Annotated in this window: 12 protein-coding genes; 8 read left to right on the forward strand and 4 right to left on the reverse strand. The window is 45.1% G+C overall.

The window, feature by feature from the left end; translation table 11 throughout:
- Positions 1–2 precede the first annotated feature (2 nt).
- The 6 genes from L0659_RS20185 (at position 3) to bshC (ending at position 9,947) form a co-directional block, all read left to right on the forward strand.
- Positions 3–1,181, forward strand: a complete 1,179-nt coding sequence (locus tag L0659_RS20185; protein ID WP_235128392.1) for an acetyl-CoA C-acyltransferase — start codon at positions 3–5, stop codon at positions 1,179–1,181.
- Positions 1,182–1,285: 104 nt separating this feature from the next.
- The gene (locus L0659_RS20190) at positions 1,286–2,302 is read left to right on the forward strand and encodes a glycosyltransferase family 2 protein (RefSeq protein WP_235128393.1); all 1,017 of its coding nucleotides are present in this window, start codon (positions 1,286–1,288) and stop codon (positions 2,300–2,302) included.
- The gene (locus tag L0659_RS20195) at positions 2,289–3,404 is read left to right on the forward strand and encodes a glycosyltransferase (protein ID WP_235128394.1); all 1,116 of its coding nucleotides are present in this window, start codon (positions 2,289–2,291) and stop codon (positions 3,402–3,404) included. Before L0659_RS20190 ends, L0659_RS20195 begins: the two co-directional genes overlap by 14 nt.
- Before the next feature lies 1 nt (position 3,405).
- The gene (locus tag L0659_RS20200) at positions 3,406–6,297 is read left to right on the forward strand and encodes a putative Ig domain-containing protein (protein WP_235128395.1); all 2,892 of its coding nucleotides are present in this window, start codon (positions 3,406–3,408) and stop codon (positions 6,295–6,297) included.
- Between the two features lie 141 nt (positions 6,298–6,438).
- Positions 6,439–8,253, forward strand: a complete 1,815-nt coding sequence (locus L0659_RS20205) for an acyl-CoA dehydrogenase family protein (protein ID WP_235128396.1) — start codon at positions 6,439–6,441, stop codon at positions 8,251–8,253.
- Positions 8,254–8,393: 140 nt separating this feature from the next.
- Positions 8,394–9,947: a bacillithiol biosynthesis cysteine-adding enzyme BshC gene (gene bshC / locus L0659_RS20210; RefSeq protein WP_235128397.1), complete on the forward strand. Its 1,554-nt coding sequence runs from the start codon at positions 8,394–8,396 to the stop codon at positions 9,945–9,947.
- A 15-nt stretch (positions 9,948–9,962) separates the two neighbouring features.
- Here the strand turns inward: bshC and L0659_RS20215 are convergent, their stop codons facing one another.
- The 3 genes from L0659_RS20215 to L0659_RS20225 form a co-directional block, all read right to left on the reverse strand.
- Positions 9,963–11,021: a hypothetical protein gene (locus L0659_RS20215; protein WP_235128398.1), complete on the reverse strand. Its 1,059-nt coding sequence runs from the start codon at positions 11,019–11,021 to the stop codon at positions 9,963–9,965.
- Entirely contained in the window at positions 10,981–11,589 is a 609-nt protein-coding gene (locus L0659_RS20220) for a hypothetical protein (protein WP_235128399.1), read from the reverse strand. The genes L0659_RS20215 and L0659_RS20220 overlap by 41 nt, the downstream gene beginning before the upstream one ends.
- Positions 11,590–11,682: 93 nt before the next feature.
- A complete protein-coding gene (locus L0659_RS20225) occupies positions 11,683–12,246 on the reverse strand; it encodes an RNA polymerase sigma factor (protein ID WP_235128400.1) in 564 nt (187 codons plus the stop codon).
- Between the two features lie 204 nt (positions 12,247–12,450).
- On the opposite strand from L0659_RS20225, the gene L0659_RS20230 reads away from it, so the two are divergent.
- Both L0659_RS20230 and L0659_RS20235 read left to right on the forward strand, forming a co-directional pair.
- Positions 12,451–13,674, forward strand: coding sequence for a 4-hydroxy-3-methylbut-2-enyl diphosphate reductase (locus L0659_RS20230; RefSeq protein WP_235128401.1), 1,224 nt, complete (start codon positions 12,451–12,453; stop codon positions 13,672–13,674).
- A gap of 151 nt (positions 13,675–13,825) precedes the next feature.
- A complete protein-coding gene (locus tag L0659_RS20235; protein WP_235128402.1) occupies positions 13,826–19,285 on the forward strand; it encodes an alpha-2-macroglobulin in 5,460 nt (1,819 codons plus the stop codon).
- Here L0659_RS20235 and L0659_RS20240 read toward each other — a convergent pair whose 3' ends face one another.
- Positions 19,286–20,026: an MIP/aquaporin family protein gene (locus L0659_RS20240; protein WP_235128403.1), complete on the reverse strand. Its 741-nt coding sequence runs from the start codon at positions 20,024–20,026 to the stop codon at positions 19,286–19,288. It lies immediately after the preceding gene.
- Between the last annotated feature and the right edge of the window lie 43 nt (positions 20,027–20,069).

Genomic DNA, 20,069 nt, shown 5'->3' on the forward strand with positions numbered 1-20,069 from the left:
TTATGAATGCATACATAGTTGCCGGTTACCGCAGTGCGGTTGGAAAAGCGTCGCGGGGAGGTTTCCGTTTTACCCGTCCTGATGACCTCGGAGCAACTGTTATCAAATATCTGCTTGAAAAAATCCCGAATCTGGATCCTGCACGTGTAGATGACGTCATTGTCGGAAATGCGGTTCCTGAGGCGGAACAGGGCATGCAAATGGGCCGCTATGTCGCTTTGCTTGCATTACCAAAGAACGTTTCGGGCATTACGATCAACCGCTATTGTGGCAGCGGCGTGGAAGCCATTGCGATGGCATCTGCCAAAATTCACGCCGGAATGGCCGATTGCATTATTGCGGGCGGAACGGAATCCATGTCACTTGTGCCGACAATGGGCTGGAAAACAGCATTGAACTACGAAATTGCGCATACCAATCCTGACTATTATTTAAGTATGGGTTTGACGGCCGAGCAGGTTGCGAAAGATTACAACATCAGCCGCGAAAAGCAGGATGAATTTGCTTTCAGCTCACACCAGAAAGCATTAAGAGCACAAAAGGAAGGATATTTTGCGGATGGAATTGTGCCGGTAACTGTTACAGAAACCTATTTTGACGCAGCTTCTGGCAAAAAGAAAACGAAAGAAATTGTTGTAAAGCAGGATGAAGGACCACGAGCGGATACAACATTAGAAGCACTCAATAAACTCAAACCCGTTTTTGCAGCCGGCGGAACGGTAACGGCAGGAAATTCGTCGCAAACATCTGACGGAGCAGCATTTGTCATGGTGATGTCGGAAAAAATGGTGGAGGAATTAAATTTAAAACCGATCGCCAAAATGCTTTCCTACGCCACCGCTGGCGTTGACCCGCGCGTGATGGGCATCGGGCCTGTGGCTGCAATTCCTATTGCATTGAAACAAGCAGGTTTGAAACTCAATGATATAGAGCAAATTGAACTGAATGAAGCATTCGCAGCGCAGTCGCTGGCGGTGATTCAGGAACTCGATATTAACCCGGACATCGTGAACCCGAACGGCGGCGCCATTGCTCTAGGACATGCGTTAGGCTCAACAGGTGCGCGGCTTTCGGTGCAGTTATTTAATGAAATGGAACGCAGAAATCAAAAATATGGCATGGTAACCGCTTGCGTTGGCGGCGGACAGGGCGTTGCAGGAATTTTTGAAAGATTAAACTAAAAACCGTTCGATAACTGCAGAACTTATTTTACGGTCTCCGTTGAAGAATGAACCATCTTCGGCGGAGATTCTTTATTTTTGCCCCAAAACATACACACCTTTGCATGGATGTATCCATTATCATTATCAATTACCGGACGCCTCAGCTCATAATCAATTGTTTAGACTCTATTTATAAGTTTACTTCAGGCATTTCTTTTGAAATTATTGTTGTTGATAATGATCCGGAAAACGGTGGTGGTAAACTAGTCAGAAAGTCATTTCCGGAAATTACATGGATTGATTCGCCGTCGAACGACGGTTTTGGGATTGCGAACAACAGGGGAATGGCGGTGGCGAAAGGAAAATATTTCCTGCTGCTGAATGCAGATACATTAATCACCGACAATGTCATCCACCGCTTCTTCGAACGCCTGAATGTGCGCACAGACATTATCGCTTGCGGCGCGCTCCAATATTATGCCGACGGCAGCCCAATGCCCTTCTACCAAAGTTTTAATGAGTTTCGGCGGACATTTTTCATCCTTCCGATCAGCAATGTCGTAGATAAGGTGGTAAAAAAGTTTTACCCTGATCCCCAATATGCCGATCCGGACCAGTATGACTGGCTTGTAGGCGCTTTCATTTTTCTTCGCAGGGAAGGATTTGAAAAAACAGGCGGGTTCAGTGAAGATTTCTTTATGTATGGCGAGGATGTGGAATGGTCGGGGCGGCTCGGGAAATTGGGAAAGCTTTGCTATTTCAAAGACTGCAAATTTATTCATCTCGAAAATAACAACCCGTTCCGCCGCACGAATATTTCCTGGATCAACCGTTTCAGCACGCAAATGCAGATTTCCAACTTCCTGTGGGTAAGGAAACAATATGGGACCTTCCAGTATTTACTGCTCATCGTCCATTATCTATTGATGATCCCGGTTATTTATATTTGGAAAATGGCATTGAACCTGCGCAAGCATGGAAACCCATTCAGCGAGTTGCGCACCCAACATATATATGTGCGTAAAACCAGGGTTATCCTTAAATACTTCTGGAAAACACTTTTTTTAAGAAAAGGCTTGTACAAAATTAAGCCCGAAGAAAATATTGATCTGCTAACAGCTGTACATGAACAACGTTAAGAAAAAGATCCTCTTCTTTACTCCTTATGCAACGCGGACGGGATCAGAAATGATGCTGCTTTATATCGTGAAGAAAATTGACAGAAGCCGCTTCGATATTGGCATCGTAAGTTTTGCAAATGGTGAATTATTAAAAGAATTTCCCGCCGACATTCCGGTTTTTATAGCGCCCAAGACTTTTAATATCGTTGAAAAGATATCTTTTCATCTTGGTATCCATCCAACATTAAAATATCTCCGAAAGCTTGCAAAAGATTTCAAGGCTGATTTTTGGTATGTAAATACGATGATGATGCCTGAAACGGTTTTGGTTGCGAAGGAATTTTCAATTCCGGTGATCACGCATTTTCACGAAATGCCTTTGACCTACACCTATTTAAGCGCCCCGGATTTTAAAAGCATTATCGATTATTCCGGACTGCTCATCGGCTGCTCGCAAACCACCTGCGATGCAATCAAAGATGCGGGCGGAAAGCATGTGGAATTGCTCTACTCCTTCATTGATCATACGCTTGTTAAAAAAGATGAAAAGCGGACAGCAGAATTAAAACGTGCATTGGGCATCCCGGCCGACGATTTTGTCTGGATCCTATCCGGAATGACGTCGGAAAGAAAAGGTTTTGATATGTTACCCGATCTTGCACAAGAACTTAACGATCCGCGCGTTCACCTGATATGGGTAGGCGCAAGCATTGATGACGGGCTCGTATATTACACCGAACAACGTTGCAGGAATTCGAAATCGGCAACGAAAATTCACCTGGTCGGAAAGCAGAAAGAAGATTATTATAATTACCTTAACATGGGAAACGGGTTTTTACTCACATCCAGGCAAGACCCTTTTCCTTTGGTGATGATTGAAGCTGCGCTGCTTGGTAAGCCTATTATTTCGTTTCCTTCCGGAGGTGTTTCTGAATTTGTAAAAGAAGGCATGGGCATTGTCACTCAGGATATTAGCATAAAACAAATGGTAGAAGGAATCCGCTCGATTATGCGCGGGGAAACGGCTACCAGCAGTGAGAAAAGCATTGAAAGAGCCTCTCAGTTCAATGTCGACAATGGTTATAAAAATTGGATCGAATTAATAGATAAAAATTATTAGCATGCATCATTCTACGTACGGGTCTAAATTGCTCACGAAGCTATTCTTTGTGGTTTTGGCTTGGACTATCTCTTTCCAAACGCTCCATGCCCAGACCAATCCTGGAACAACCGAGGCGGACAACCAGCGTTATCTTGCCCTGATGCTGCTTAATGTGCTGGATAAAGATGAAAAAGGCCCCGAGCTGGACCTGATCCGGTCGGCGCATGCGTACGGAATGAATGCCGTTTACCTCACTATTCCCTGGGATAAAATCTATTACACCTCTCCAACAGACCAGCCACTTTGGGAAAAGTTTGACCTGCAAATAAAAACGGCTACGGATCTGGGGATGAAAGTGGCACTGCGCATCCACCTGGGGAGGCATAGCACGCGGATCAAGAATTTTTGGGAACCGTCGGACAGCCATATGAGCTCAACTGGCAAACCTGTGATCAGCGGCTATCAGGACACTTCATTCGGGTTTGATAATGATCCGATTGCGGCAAAGGCACAAGCATTTGTTAAAGAAACCGTTACGCGATACAGACATTTGCAAACCAACAAACAGCTTTTATTTGTTTCCATAACCACCACAGGAACGCAGGAAGGGGAATATCCGGGCAGTTTGATCGAAAATGGTAAGGAAAGCCCCGCAGTGTATGATTATTCCAGAACCATGATAACTGGGTTCAGGCAATTTTTGATTTCGCATTATAAAAAACTACAACGTCTTAACTATCTCTGGGGGATTAATCATAAAAATTTCGAAGAGGTGTTACCGCCTGCAACACCCTGGGAGCCAGCCGAATCATTCCGTCAGCGTGCCGGCAAGGACTGGTACATTTACCGCCATCTTATCTTGAAGCGCTTTACGGAGCAAATGATCGCGACTGTCAAATCTGTTGATCCTAATGTAAAGTTTGTATCTGATTACGGTTCTGTGTTTGACAGGATTTCAAGTGTACGCGGAACGCTGGGTTTCAGGAGTTTGAATGAAAAATCAGATGGGATAAAAATCAATGATGACCTTGCCACCCACGATCACAGATGGTCAGTTGATATCATCAAGAGTACGGCGCCTGCTAATTTTATAATTGCCAATGAGCTGTTTATCAATACAGTATTTGATAACAATGCCCATTTAAAACAGATCAACGAAAATTTCGCCCACGGTGCAAATATGGTGGCTGTTGTGGCCTCCGTTCAAACCACAATGGCCAGATCCGAGCCTTTTCTCCGGCAAGCTGCCCAAACGTGGCTTAACCAGCCCATGAAACCCATCGTTTACACGGATTCCGTGAGTTACAGACTTTCGGCAGCAGTGGAAAAGAGCGGGCCGATGAACGTCGTTTATGACGAGTGGAGAAAACGTGCCTTTGCAGATCCTAATAACCCAAAACCTGTCTGGATTGGCCTGAACGAAGACCTTCTGGCTCCTGAATATTGGGATGATGCGTCTAATTATCCACCATATGTGTTCAAACCGGTGCCAATGCAGATCATTGCGGTCAACAAAGATTTCGCTTACAAACTGCCCATTGATACTTTTTCTGACGTAGACGGAACAGTTGTAAGAATGGAGGTTGGCGCATTGCCGGCATGGCTGAGGTTTGAAAATGGTCAATTAAGGGGCAGGCCAACGTCGCTTGGAGATTATCGCATCCAGGTGAAAGGGATCGATGATGAAGGCGGCGTCACGGAGGCGTTTCTGACTGTTCGTGTGGATACGCGCGAGAATGCTAACAAGCCACCAACAGTTGATGCCAGTTTTTCAAACCAGACCATTGCTGTTAACGAACCATTTTCACTGCCCATTAACGATGGCGCATTCGAGGATGCAGATGGCGAGGTGACCAAAATAGAGGCAAGCGAACTCCCAAGCTGGCTAAAATATACAAATGGCGTCCTGACCGGAACGCCGCCTAGCCTGGGCGAATTCCGCATTAGTCTGAAAGCATATGATGATCTGAATGCGTTTGTTGAGACTTATTTCACAATTAAAGTTGTTGAAAAGCAGTTTCTCAATGCTCCTCCGTACGCAGCTGGCTCATTACCAGTCAAATATGGACAGTTGAACATGCCATTTAACTACATTTTACCAACCGAGATCTTTGGTGACCCCGACGGTTATATATCTTCCATCACATTACAAAACCGCCCTTCCTGGCTCAATTTCCAGCTGAATACTTTTTCAGGAACGCCAACGGCAGAAGGCGAATACAGGCTCATTATCAGGGCTTATGACAATGCTGGGGCTTATGTGGAGGTGCCATTTATATTAATCGTTGAAATCCCAAAATTCCGTTTTGAATTGGTTCAAGGCGGAAGTAAAGTGGATCAGCGCGTGATCAGGAAATTGACGGGTGATGAAGTGATCGCTTACAGTGATTTGCCATCTTCCTTAAACATTTACGCGCACGGAAATTTCGAATACGATAAAGTTGACTTCAACCTGACCGGTCCTTACAACAGAAAATCGCAAACCAAGATTTTCCCTTTTGCCCTTTACGAAAATGCCAGCGGATTTGCGCCTTACATCGGTCGGTACACATTGACGGTTACGGCAACAAAGGAGGATTCGGCCATAGTAACCAACTCGATCCAGTTCAGCATTTCCTTTGGAGATTCGATCAACATTACGAAAGACCTGGAAGACTGGCGCTTTTTCCCGAATCCCGTGGAAAGCGTTTTTAATGTGAAGCTTCCCGCAAATGTGGTCGCTAATGACATTTCTTACGAGCTGATTACCGTTTCGGGGAAAAGAATTGATTTTCCAAAAGAGTTTGTCACCGTCTCCGACGACCTGTCGAACATTGATCTTTCCAAATTGGGCATTTCATCAGGAATCTACTTTATCCGCCTTCACGCGAATGGTGAGCTTTTAAAACAGTTTAAGATCTTCAAAAAGTAAGTTTCAAAATCCCGGCTCTCTTTCAATTTTGCCATTGGTATGCTTGCATAAGTATGCGAATGATTTATATTTGTAAAAGACAAGGTAGTATGCAAGCATACCTTTAATTCAAGCCTTAATCATCGATAAAAATTAACGAATATGGCCGTTGCAGAAGCAAACAAGACGTCTATTAAGGGAGGAGAATTTTTAATCAAAGAAACATCTTCGTCTCAAATTTTTATTCCTGAGGAATTTACGGAGGAGCAGCGTATGATTGCAGACACTTGCAGGGAATTTCTCGGCAAGGAAATCTGGCCGATCCTGGATGAAATCGATCATGCCAAAAGTCCTGATCTGATTTCGGGGTTAATGGATAAGGCCGGTGAATTAGGCTTATTAGGAACCGCGGTTCCGGAAGAGTATGGTGGTTTTGGGATGAATTTCAACACCTCCATGCTGGTTGCGGAAGCCACGGGTGCGGGAAATTCATTTTCAGTAGCACTTTCCGCCCACACAGGAATCGGCACATTGCCTATCCTTTATTACGGTAACGACGAACAAAAAAGTAAATATCTTCCCAAGCTCGCAACGGGCGAATGGAAAGCAGCATATTGTTTAACAGAGCCTGATTCGGGCTCGGATGCCAACTCCGGCAAGACCAAGGCGATCCTCACTTCTGACGGCCAGCATTACTCCATTACCGGCCAGAAAATGTGGATCACAAACGGCGGTTTCGCTGATGTTTTTATTGTTTTTGCCAAAATTGAAGAAATCGGCCAGGCTGATAAAAACCTCAGCGCTTTCATCATTGAAAAATCTTTCGGCGGCATCACTATGAATGCGCCGGAGCATAAAATGGGCATTAAAGGCTCGGATACGCGGCAGATTTTCTTTAATGATTGCCTGGTTCCGGTGGAAAACATGCTGTCGGAACGCGGAAACGGGTTCAAGATCGCAGTGAACATTCTAAATATTGGCCGGATCAAACTGGCAGCTGCGGCGTTGGGCGGCGCGAAAAGAGTTACCCATCAAGCCATTAACTATGCAAATGAAAGAAAGCAGTTTGGAACTGCAATCGCGAATTTTGGCGCAATTAAGCATAAGCTGGCTGAAATGGCTACGCAAATGTTCGCAACCGAATCAGCGGCTTACCGGGTTGGCCAAAATATCGATGACCTGATCTCTACTTTTCAGGAAAAAGGAATGTCGGACGCTGAATCCAAGCTTAAAGCGCTGGAAGAACTGGCCATAGAATGTGCCATTATGAAAGTGCATGGCTCAGAAGTGCTTGATTATGTGGTGGATGAAGGTGTACAGATCTATGGCGGAATGGGCTTCTCGGCGGATGCGCCAATGGATCGTGCTTACCGCGACAGCCGCATTAACCGGATCTTTGAAGGAACCAACGAGATTAACAGATTACTCGTTGTGGATATGCTTTTAAAACGCGCCATGAAAGGCCAGATCGACCTGATGGGACCTGCGATGGCGGTTGGAAAAGAAATCATGTCTATCCCGGATTTCAGCATTAGTGAAGACGAGACACGCTTCTCAGCGGAGAAAAAAGTGATTCAAAACCTCAAAAAAGCAGCATTAATGGTTGCCGGGGCCGCGGTGCAGAAATTCATGATGAAGCTTTCCGAAGAACAGGAAATTATCATGAACCTGGCCGATATGGTAATTGAAATTTATGCAGCCGAATCCGTTCTGCTGCGCGTTGAAAAACGGATTGATCTGCTGGGGGCGGATGCAAACAAATTGCACGAGGATATGGCGATCATTTATCTGCATCGGGCTGTGGAGAAGGTAAATAATGCCGGTAGGGCCGCTATAACGAGTTTTGCAGAAAGTGACGAGCTGCGCGTGATGCTGATGGGATTGAAACGGTTCACGAAAATTGAGCCGGTTAATCTCAAAGAAGCCCGCCGCAGAATCGCCGATGAACTGATCACTAAAAACGAATATGTTTTTTAAATAAGATTTTTCAGGCGGATCGGCTATTTTTAGGAAACCAAAGCCGTCGATTTTCACGTTAGGCTATCGGTTTGTTTGATTAAAATATCGCTAAATAATTTACGTTGGATTCTCTACTAGCTACTGAAAAGCCACCTTTCATGACCCTGCATTCCCTGGATCTTCGTACAACGGGCCAATTTCCTGCATTACTTCTTGATTATCTCGATCAAAAACCGGCATTGGAATCGTTTTACAGTATTTATCCGACCCTGGAAAATGCAAAGGAAGCCATCGTTAGCAAGCAGAATTTTGATATCGAAAAGCGTAAAACGCTGGTTGATGTTTTAGAAAAACAATATACAGGACTTCCCTATCTCCCCGATTTTTCGATCCTTTTAAAGGAAAATACATTCACCGTTACAACCGGCCACCAGCTGAACATTTTCACCGGGCCGCTTTACATTATTTATAAAATCGTAACGACAGTGAAGCTCGCGAGGGCATTGAAAGAGGCATATCCTGAATATAACTTCGTGCCGATTTACTGGATGGCTACGGAAGATCATGATTTTGAGGAAATTGCTACATTTCATCTGTTCGGACAAACGCACAAGTGGACGGGCGAGCACAAAGGCGCCGTTGGCCGCCTGAATCCGAAGGAACTGGAAAGCATTATCAAGCAATTACCCGACAAACCGTTGCTGTTTGCCAAAGCATATCTGGAAAACACAACATTGGCTGATGCCGTGCGATGTTATATGCACGAATTGTTTGGAAAACAAGGCTTAGTTACGCTTGATGCGGATAATGCAGATCTAAAACGACACTTCCTTCCCGTAATTCATGAGGAACTGACCGATTCCGTCTCGGAAAAACTGGTCACAGAAACCACCGGCAAACTCAATGCACTGGGTTACCACACGCCGCTTCACGCAAGAGAAATCAACCTTTTTTACCTGGCCGACGGACTTCGCGAACGCATTACGCGCGACGGCGACAATTTTCAGGTTTTAAATACAGACATTACATTTACAAAATCCGAAATCCTGGATCTGGCAACAAAAAGCCCGGAATTTTTCAGTCCGAATGTTGTGCTCAGGCCATTATACGAAGAAGTGATTTTGCCCAACCTTGCGTATATAGGCGGACCGTCGGAAGTGCCTTACTGGATGCAGCTGAAAGGCGTTTTTGAGCACTTTAATGTGCCTTTCCCGATGTTGATGCCGCGCAACTTTGCATTGTATCTCAATAATTTACAAGGCAAAAAGGTGCAGAAATTGAAGATCGACTATAAGGATCTTTTTCTGGATGAGATTGCATTGAAAAAAACATTCGTTGAGCGGAATACGGAGCATGTCCTAAGCTTGGAAGATCAGAAAAATGCCTTTGATGATATTTTTGAGGCGATTTTAGATAAAGCTACTGCCGTGGATCAAACCATGTACGGCGCGGTAAAAGCAGAGCAAACGCGCTTGCTGAATTCCTTAAAACATCTGGAAAAACGTATTATCAAGGCCGAAGAGCGCAATCACGAATCTGAAATTGTGCAACTGATCAGCCTTAAAAACAAGCTGTTCCCGAACGGAATCGCCCAGGAACGCTATGATAATCTGCTGAATTTCTATATTAATGATCCCGAATTCATCGAAAAACTATTCGATCTTTTCGATCCGCTGGATTTCAGGTATAATGTAGTCGTTGAAGATAAATAGCTGATTGAAAGCTGCTTAATCCTTCAACTTTACATCACCAAACCGCGAAACAACCGTAATCCTGGTTCCTGATCCGGTGCCCACTTTCCCCTGATATTGCTTCTGTTTATAAGCTTTATCATCCTTCGACGGCTGCATGGAAAAATTGACATTGGAAGAAGGATAACTGAAATTCCCGTAAGTAACCGTCACATTGAACTGGTTCGCATCTGCCGGCAAGATAATAGACGAGTAAGATGCCTGAATGTCAATGTTTTCCGCTGAATTGGTTAGCTGATCGATCTTGAAATTGCCTGAGTAGTTCAGCTTTATTTTCCCCGAGCCGCGCATCGTGCCAATTTTTGCACCCGAATAATCAATGTCTGCGTCCAGATTGGTAACATCGCCAATGTTAAGCTCGCCGAATTTATTGATGATAAAAACCTTTTTAGCCATATCCAGCTTCAAGTTCGAATACTGGCATTCCAGTTTTCCACCATCCATTCTCCCGATTTTAGCGCTTCCGTAACGCACATCAATGATATTTTCGGCATTATCCAAAAGATTGGCCACGAAATTTCCGTAGCGTGAATCAATGGTCAGCGGCGCGTGGAAAGAAGGAATGTCCGTGTCGCCGAACTTGTTACGCACGATCAGCGCATTTTCCTTTGGCATATAAACCGTATAATCGATCTGAATGAAGTTCTTTTCCCCTTTTTTGTTGTTCCAGCCATTGTTGCCAAACTGGCTTCTGTCGATATGCGTAGTCAAGCCAATTTGATTTTTATATCGCTTTTCGTCGATTTTCACAGCTCCGAGATATTCCGAAGCACGGCCGTCCGTAGGCGCATTGGCCGTTACAATGATCTCAACCTTAATATCTTCCCTATTCCAAAGATTAATTTTTACCTGACCAAATTGGTTATCGACCACAAGTTGGTCATCGTTTTTAACATCAAAAACCTTTACAATATTCCTTCGTTTTTCGACGAGCCCATTCTGTTCAGGATCCGGATTTACTGCCAGCAGCATCTGCGGCAGCATGATCATCATGCTAAATAACAGGTGCGCTGTCTTCCTCTTTATCGTCTCCATTTTTTACTTTGTTAATGCGTTGCAAAATTTCTAATTGTTGGTTGAGCAGGTCAACCTGCCATTGTAAGTTCTGGACCATCGCTTCCAGCAATGCCTCCTGATTGGGAGCATTTGATAAGTTGGAACGCAGGTTTTGGTAACTCACCTCCAGACTTTCCAGATCAGCAGAAAAATCTTTGTAAAGCTCCGGATTATTCCGTGCGAGCTTGATGATTTCCTCCCTTTTCTGGTCTATTGCAACATTGTACGTATTGAATTCTCGGGCATAGGTAGGGACTTTTAAAGCCACACGCGGGTCGCGGGTTATGCCGTATTCATTATTGAGGTAAACTAAAAACCCGATTCCCAGGGCCAGAAACACGCCGGCCGCTATGCGCCAGTCAAAATATGGGCTGCTTAATCGCCTAATTTTTTTTTTGGATTGCTCCGGCACTATCGGAATCTCGCTATGTAATTTGCTATCGATTTGGCTCCATAAAGAATCCTGCGGTAAGAAAGTATCAAATCCATCCCTGTTATCTCGCACAAACCGCTCCAATCGATCTTTTTTATCAGAAGAATTTTTCATAAAATCATCAACTTGTCATGTGTAAATAATGTTCTCAAATCCTTGTATGTTTAGATGGAACTCAAACGATTAAGTTTAAAATTATTGCTACAACTATTTGGAAAGCATTTCGGTAAGCTTTCTTTTAGCCCGCATATATTGGGTCCTCGATGTGGTTTCGCTGATCCCCAACACCTCTCCTATTTCCTCATGATCATAGCCTTCGAATAAATAAAGGCTCAAAACCACCCTGTAACCATCCGGCAGCTTCTGGACTGTGTTGCGCACGCGCTCCACTTCCAGGTTCGTCTCATACTCATCCATCCCGAAATAACTTTCGCTCCGGTCGCTGTCTTCCATCGTTTCCTGCCATTCTTCAATCTCCACCCATTTCACCTTCCGGCTCCGCATGTGGTTGATCGCCTTATTTACGACGATCTGTTTCAGCCACGCACCAAATGTTGATTGCTGCCTGAACTGGTGCAGGTTGGTAAATGCATCTACAAATGCCTCCTGCAAAGCGTCCTCTGCTTCCCCCAAATGATTCAATATCCGCATGCAGATGTTGAACATGGCCTTGGAATACGACTTGTAAAGCTCATATTGCGCTTTGCGCTCACCGAGTTTACAACGCTCCACCAGTTCGACGTGCCGGTCAGGGTAAAATTGTGTTTTCAAGCAGAATGGCTAATATATATTTGAACGTTCTGTATAAAGGACAGTAGATGAAACTACATGTTGCATCAACAGGAAAAAAATTTTCCGGAAACGTCGTTCGAACAATGTTGCGTCAACCGTTGTTCTTAAAAAAGGCGCATATATTTTTGATTTTTGGTCATAATATAGCCTAATTTGTTAACTGCAATCTACCAATTTTAGTCAATGAAAACGTTCAACATTCCTGATTTTTACCGGAGCAGGATTATTACGCCGATCAAGGAATTCCGCCGTAAAAATGATAAGCTGAAACGTGATTATGCGCCTACATTGCTGGATTTTGGCCCTGTCCAGTTCCTTATTGCACGCCATTTCGGATTTTGTTACGGTGTTGAAAATGCCATTGACATTGCCTATAAAGCGATTGCTGAAAACCCTGATAAAAGGATTTTCCTATTAAGTGAAATGATCCATAACCCGGATGTAAACCGTGATCTGCTGGATCGGGGCGTGCAGTTTATTATGGATACCAAAGGAAATCCTTTAATTCCGTGGGAAGCGCTTACTCCTGAGGACATTGTGATCGTTCCCGCATTTGGAACAACTGTTGAAAACCAGCAAAAACTGACAGAACTGGGCATTAACGCCTATGTTTATGATACAACCTGCCCATTTGTAGAAAAAGTCTGGAACCGCGCGGCGCAGATCGGGGAGAAAAATTACACGATCATTGTCCACGGCAAACCCAATCACGAAGAAACACGCGCCACCTTCTCGCATAGCAAGGAAAACGCACCGACGGTTGTGGTTGAAAACATGGCTCAGGCCGAACGTCTTGCGGAATATATGAAAGGCACATTGCCGACAACGCAGTTTTTCCAGGATTTTCAAGGTCAGTATTCCAATGGTTTTGATCCGGAAAAAGATTTGCAGCGCATAGGCGTTGTGAACCAGACAACCATGTTGGCCTCTGACACACAAGGCATTGCGGATTTTTTAAAAAATGTAATGATCAAACATTACAGCCTCCGCCCCGAACAGGTTGAAGATCGTTTCGCGAACACACGCGACACATTATGTTACGCAACCAATGATAACCAGGACGCGACCTACGCATTACTCACGCATGAGGCTGATCTGGTGATTGTTGCAGGAGGTTATAACAGCTCCAACACCACCCATTTGGTAGAGCTCTGCGAACAGAAATTCCCGACTTATTTCATTGAGTCTGTGAATAAAATACTGGACAAGCAGCTCATCCGCCATTTCAATTTACATTCCAAAGAAGAAATTGTCACAGAAAATTATCTTCCCCGGCACACCCCTGCCCGCATTATGCTCACATGCGGCGCTTCCTGCCCGGATGCGGTTGTAGAAGGCATTTTGACCCGCCTGCTTTCCTATTTCGAAGGCACTAAAGACATTGCTGAGGTGATGGAACAGTTCTGAATGTGAGCCGGAAAAACATTTAACTTACCGTTTGCTCAATTATATAGGCGTACGCCTTTTACGAAAATTATATTCGTCGGATGGCTCCAATGGGCCGTCCTTTTTTCGTTTCTTACGTGTGCTATCACTTACGTTTACTCCCTTCGTGATTATGAGAAAATCTTCTGCTTTTGCATTCTTTTTGTCTCTTTTTATTTCAATATTATTGAACAGTTGCTCCTCTCTGAACGAAATCCGCGTAGCAGGGACCAACTTCACAGATGAAATCAGCCAGTCGCAAAACCTGGTTTTTACATTCAATAAAAACATTGTTTCTGAAAGCCAGCTTAATGACTGGGATTCAACGCAATATGTTCAGTTTGAGCCTGCTGTGCGTGGAAAATTCAAATGGTCAGCACCGAACGAACTTGTATTCTCACCTGTGGCCGGCTTTGGCGCAGCCACAAAATATACCGCAAAACTTACTGACGAGCTGATTGAAAAAGTTGATAAAGAGGCAAAATTATCCGTTTCAAAAGATCCGCTCGATTTTCATACGCCTTATCTTCAACTGGTTGAAACAGAAAGCTGGTGGACATTGTCACAGGAAAGTGGCAAGCAGGAAGCGCGATTGAAACTGATCTTCAATTATCCGGTCAGCGGCCAGAATGTTGCTGACAAACTGAAAGTTACATTGGATGATAAATCGCTGGATTATAAAGTCTTGCCCGCAACAAACGAGCAAGCTGTAACGCTCGCCATAACCAATCCCGGAAAGGCCGACAACAATCCGATCGCCGTGAACATTGCCATTGAAAAAGGGCTGAAAGTTCAAAATACTGCCTATACAAGCCAGGAAACAATTAAGAAAAGCGCCAGCTTACCCTCACCGCTTCACCTTGAAATCGTCGACATTAAAACTGGTTTTGAAAACAATGCAGGATTTGCACGCATTATAACCACCCAGGAGCTCAATAAAGAAAGCATTGCCACCGGCTTTAAATTCAATCCCGAAATTACAGTTCAGACGGAGCCGGCGGAAAACGGGTTTATCGTCCGCGGTGAATTTAACGAAACCGAAACTTATAACTTACAGATCAACAAAACATTAAAAGGCATCTTAGGCGCATTCCTCGAAGACGAAACTTCTAGGGACCTGTTTTTTGGTAAAATGCCTGCATCCATTGATTTTGCCAATAAAAAAGCATTGTATATGACGCCCAAAGGATCCAGAAACCTGGGCGTTCAGATTGTGAACATTCCCAAAGTACAGGTTAAGATCTCAAAATTGTATGCCAACAACATCCTGAGTTACGTCCGCAACAATCGCTGGAATGAATACGGCTATTCCGGCAACGATTGGGTGCCAACCGGCTCATTCAATTACAGCGATGACCGCGACAATGAGCTGAGCGATGTGATCGTTGACAAAACCGTTGAAACAGAAAACCTGCCAAAAAATAAGGGCATTTCAGCATTGAATGTGGCTTTGCCAGACGATAACCAACGCAAAGGAGTGTATCTGGTTTCAGTGAATTCAAAAGAAGAAGCTTATCTCGGTGCAACCAAGCTCGTTTCCATTTCAGACATTGGATTAATTGCAAAACAGGGTAAAGACGAAATTTGGATTTTTGCGAATTCCATCAAAACAAACGAGCCCCTTAGCGATGTAGAAATCACGCTCATCAGCTCCAACAACCAGACTGTACACACCGCAAATACCAATGGCGAAGGCATTGCACACATTGAAAAACTGAGTGAAAAAGCGCCGGGATTCAAAATAGCAATGCTTACCGCCAACATGAAAGAGGATTTCAACTATCTGATTCTGGAAGATACACAGGTTGAAACTTCACGTTTTGAAGTGGAGGGTTTGCGGGATAATGTGTCTGGCTTACAAGCCTTTATCTACGGCCAGAGAGATATTTACAGACCGGGCGAAACCATGCATTTCAACACGGTTATCCGCACTAAAAAATGGGATAGCGCAAGTGAAATTCCACTGAAATTACGCATGGTAACGCCTAATGGAAGAGAATACCGGACATGGCGAAAGAATACAAACAAACAAGGTGCCGTTGAGATTGAAGTGCCCATTGATGCGGCCGGGCTTACCGGAACATATGTGCTGGAAGTATATAATGGTAATGAGATTTTACTGGCTTCGCATGCTGTAAGCGTTGAAGAATTTATGCCGGACCGGATAAAAGTGGATTTGAGCGGCGGCGCAAAGGAATATGTGTCAGCAAGCAATATTTCATTGACCGCAACCGCCACCAATTTATTTGGCCCGCCTGCCAGCAACCGCACCTATCAAATGGACGCCCAGTTCAAAAGGAAAGGATTTTCTGCAGCTGCTTTTCCCGAATTTATCTTTGACATTCCCGGCGAAACCACATTTGAAAAACAAAGCCGCCAGGGCGTTACCAACGAGCAGGGACAAGCCACAGAAATTTTCCCGATAGCAGCCGGTTTGAAAGACATCGGCGTGCTGGAAGGAAAAATTTTCGTTACGGTTTTTGACGAAAATGGCCGTCCGGTCAATCGCCTTCATAAATTTGACGTCTTTACCCAGCCTACATTCTACGGAATCCGCCTGCCTGATGCCTATGTAGGAACCAATGCGCCGGTTCCGGTTGAAATCATCGGGGTCAACAGCAAAGGTGTCCTTCAAAAAAGCAATGCAAAGGTGGAAGTCGTTCGGCTGGAATATCAAACCGTTGTTGAGAAACGATACGATGTGCTGCACTATACATCGAAAAAGCGCGAAAAGGCGGTGTATTCGACAACATTGGACCTTAAAGCAGGAAAAGGCAGCATTCAATATGTTCCAACAGTTTCGGGAGAATACGAAGTTCGGGTGCGCCGCCCGGGAGCGGAACATTATACGCTGGCCCATTTTTATGCGTATGGCTATGGTTCTACACAATATTCTTCATTTGAGGTGAGCAACGAAGGCCGTGTGCTGATGGAAACCGACAAGAATAATTACAAAGTCGGGGAATCGGCCAAGATATTATTCAAAACACCATTCGATGGGAAGCTTTTTGTGACAGTTGAGCGGAATAATGTGCTGGAACAACACATTTTGAAAACGGAGAAAAAAGCTGCGGAACTAACATTGAAGTTGAAAGAAGAGCATTTGCCTAATGTCTTTATCACAGCCACATTGATCCGTCCTTTCGATTCCACAGATATGCCGCTCACAGTAGCGCACGGATTTACCCCAATCTTGGTTCAGGATCCTGATCGAAAATTGCCAATCGCTATAACGGCCATTGAAAAATCCAGATCCAAAACAAAACAGCAGATTAAGATCAAAACCTCGCCCAATGCACAGGTTACGCTGGCCGTTGTGGATGAAGGAATTTTACAGATCAAGAATTCTAAAACGCCTGACATTCACGGTCACTTTTATCAAAAATGCGCCCTAGAAGTCACAACACACGATCTATATGCTCAGTTATTTCCTGAATTGACCATTAGCGGCTCGTCCAGCTTCGGCGGCGATGGTTATGACCTGGAAAGAAGGATCAATCCTTTAAGTAATGGCCGGACCGAACTGGTTTCCTTCTGGAGTGGCATATTAACGGCTAATGGCAGCGGAGAAGTAACTTTCGATATGAATGTGCCGCAATTCAGCGGAGATCTCAGGATTATGGCCGTTGCCTACAAAGACAATGCTTTCGGTTCCGCGACAAAAAATATCAAAGTGGCTGATCCGGTGGTGATCAGCGCGGGGTTACCAAGGTTTTTAAGTCCAGGCGACGAATTAACGCTTCCCGTCAACATTAGTAACACCGAAAATAAAGCTGGCAATGCAACTGTGTCCGTGCAACTTAGCGGCCCGCTTGCATCCGGAGGATCCCCGTTGACGCAAAAAATGACGATCCTGCCTGGAAAAGAAGCCCGCGCCATTTTCTCGGTGAAAGCTTTGCAATCCATTGGCCTTGCAAACATTACAGTCAAGGTGTCAGCATTCGGCGAGACTTTTACCAATCAGACCAACATTAAGGTTCGCCCGGCATCGCCACTTTTGAAATCGAGTAATTCCGGTCAGATCGCAGCTGGAAAGCAAGGGTTGATTAATCTTGCCTCAACATTTATTCCATCTACGAGCAGAAGTCAGCTTGTTCTGAGCCGGTCGCCATTGGTGCAGGGGGGTGGAAAAGCACTTTCTGTATTGCTTGGCTATCCTTATGGTTGCCTGGAACAGACTGTTTCCAAAGCATTTCCACAGATTTATTTCGCGGATCTTACCAAGGCCATGGCAGCGCCGGTTTACACCGTGAAAAGTGGCGCCAGCGATTTCAATCCCATGACCAACGTGCAACAAGCGATCAGGAAAGTGGAATCACTGCAACTTTTTAATGGTGGCCTGGCGATGTGGCCCGGTTCAACACAGGAGGACTGGTGGGCAACCGCCTATGCAGCCCATTTCCTCGAAGAGGCCAGAAGAGCAGGCTTTGAAATTAATGCCAAAACCCTCAGCCGCGCATTGGATTATCTCAAAACAAAAACCGGAAATACGGCCAATAAGGAAGTGGTCACTGCAAGCACTGGAAATGGCTTAAATTACGGAAATGAGCCTTCGTCGGGTTCCCAAACGCGTAAAACGGTGGCAAGGAGAGAGGCCATTTATTCCCTTTACGTGCTTGCATTGAACAGTCAGCCGAACCGGGCTTCTATGAATTATTATAAGCAAAACCCGCATTTGCTCACATTGGATTCCAAATATCTGCTCGCAGCAGCATTTCAAATGGCGGGTGACACCAGAAGCTTCAACGCTATTTTGCCCAAAAAATACGTCCCTGAAAACGGCACGCAAGGTTTTGATAACAGCTATTCTTCTCCGCTAAGAAATATGTCTTTGGTGTTGAACACCCTAGTTGAGTCTGATCCGGATCATGTACAAATACCGGCTCTCGCTCGCCAATTGTCAAAAACTGTTCAGTCAGCCGCTTATCTTAACACTCAGGAAGCCGCATTCTCGGTCTTGGCATTGGGAAAATTAGCTAAAAAGACGGCGAATTCGACGGTTACTGCAACGGTTTCGGCTAATGGAAAGAATGTGGGAACATTCAACGGCAAAGAACTTAAAGTTGCCAAAGGGATTAATAACCAGCAAGTAACCATCCAAACCCAAGGCTCGGCCGACCTATACTGGTTCTCCCAAACAGAGGGCATGTCTGCAACCGGCGCTTACGCAGAGGAAGACCAGGGATTAAGCATTCGCAGACAATTCCTTACCCGGGACGGCACGCCTGTGCAAACATTCAGACAAAATGATCTGGTGATCGTGAAACTGACATTGACCAGCACAAACGGCCTTCCGATTGATAACGTTGTGGTGACCGATCTGCTTCCTTCCGGTTTTGAAATTGAAAACCCGAGGATTACCGAGCCGCGTGATATGCCCTGGATCAAGAATGCTTCGAGCCCTGAGTATTTGGACATTCGCGATGACCGCATTCATTTCTTTACCACGGCGAACAATGTGGCCAAGACATTTTATTATCAGGTCCGCATTGTTTCAAAAGGAACATTCACAGTGGGCCCGGCGGCGGCGGATGCGATGTATCAAGGCGAATATCGCAGCTATTCGGGCGGCGGGAAAATTAAAGTGGAGTAATTAAAAATAGAAAAAACGCAGGATCAAGCCACCGGCGATGGCTCCAAGAACGGGGCCCGCCACCGGGACCCAGCCATAAGACCAGTCGGAGCTGCCTTTATCAGGAATAGGCAAAATGGCATGTGCAATCCTCGGCCCCAGATCACGGACCGGGTTAATGGCATAACCGGTAGTGCCGCCCAGCGACAATCCAATGCTCCAAACGAGCATTCCAACCAGGTAAGGAGCAAAGCCCGAAGGAATCCCGCCTTTTTCAGGATCCGATGTGCCGGCATAGCCAATTGCTACGACGCCCACAATAAGCACAATGGTGGCAATGAATTCACTGATAAAATTGGAGCCCGATGACCTGATAGCAGGCCCGGTTGCAAAACAAGCGAGCTTAGAACCCTGATCATCAGTTGCTTTCCAATGCGGCAGATATTGGAGCCAAACAAGCACCGCGCCCAAAAACGCACCGATTAATTGAGCAGGAATGTAACTGGTGAGCAGGCTGTAATCCTGTCGAAGAAACGCAAATCCGATGGTAACCGCCGGATTCAAATGTGCTGCCGCACTTCCGAACGCATTAGCAGTAAACACACCGATCATCACCGCAAATCCCCAGCCCGCGGTAATCACGATCCACCCGGCATTTTCTCCCTTGGTTTGTTTGAGAACAACATTGGCGACGACGCCGTTGCCTAATAAAATGAGGATCATTGTTCCGATTAATTCTCCAAGAAAGGGCGAAGGTTGCATGAGTTAGGAATAAGGTTGGATCGGCGAATATGCGAATAGTTTC

Source organism: Dyadobacter sp. CY347, assembly GCF_021502655.1.
In the GTDB taxonomy this organism is placed as follows: Bacteria; Bacteroidota; Bacteroidia; order Cytophagales; family Spirosomataceae; genus Dyadobacter.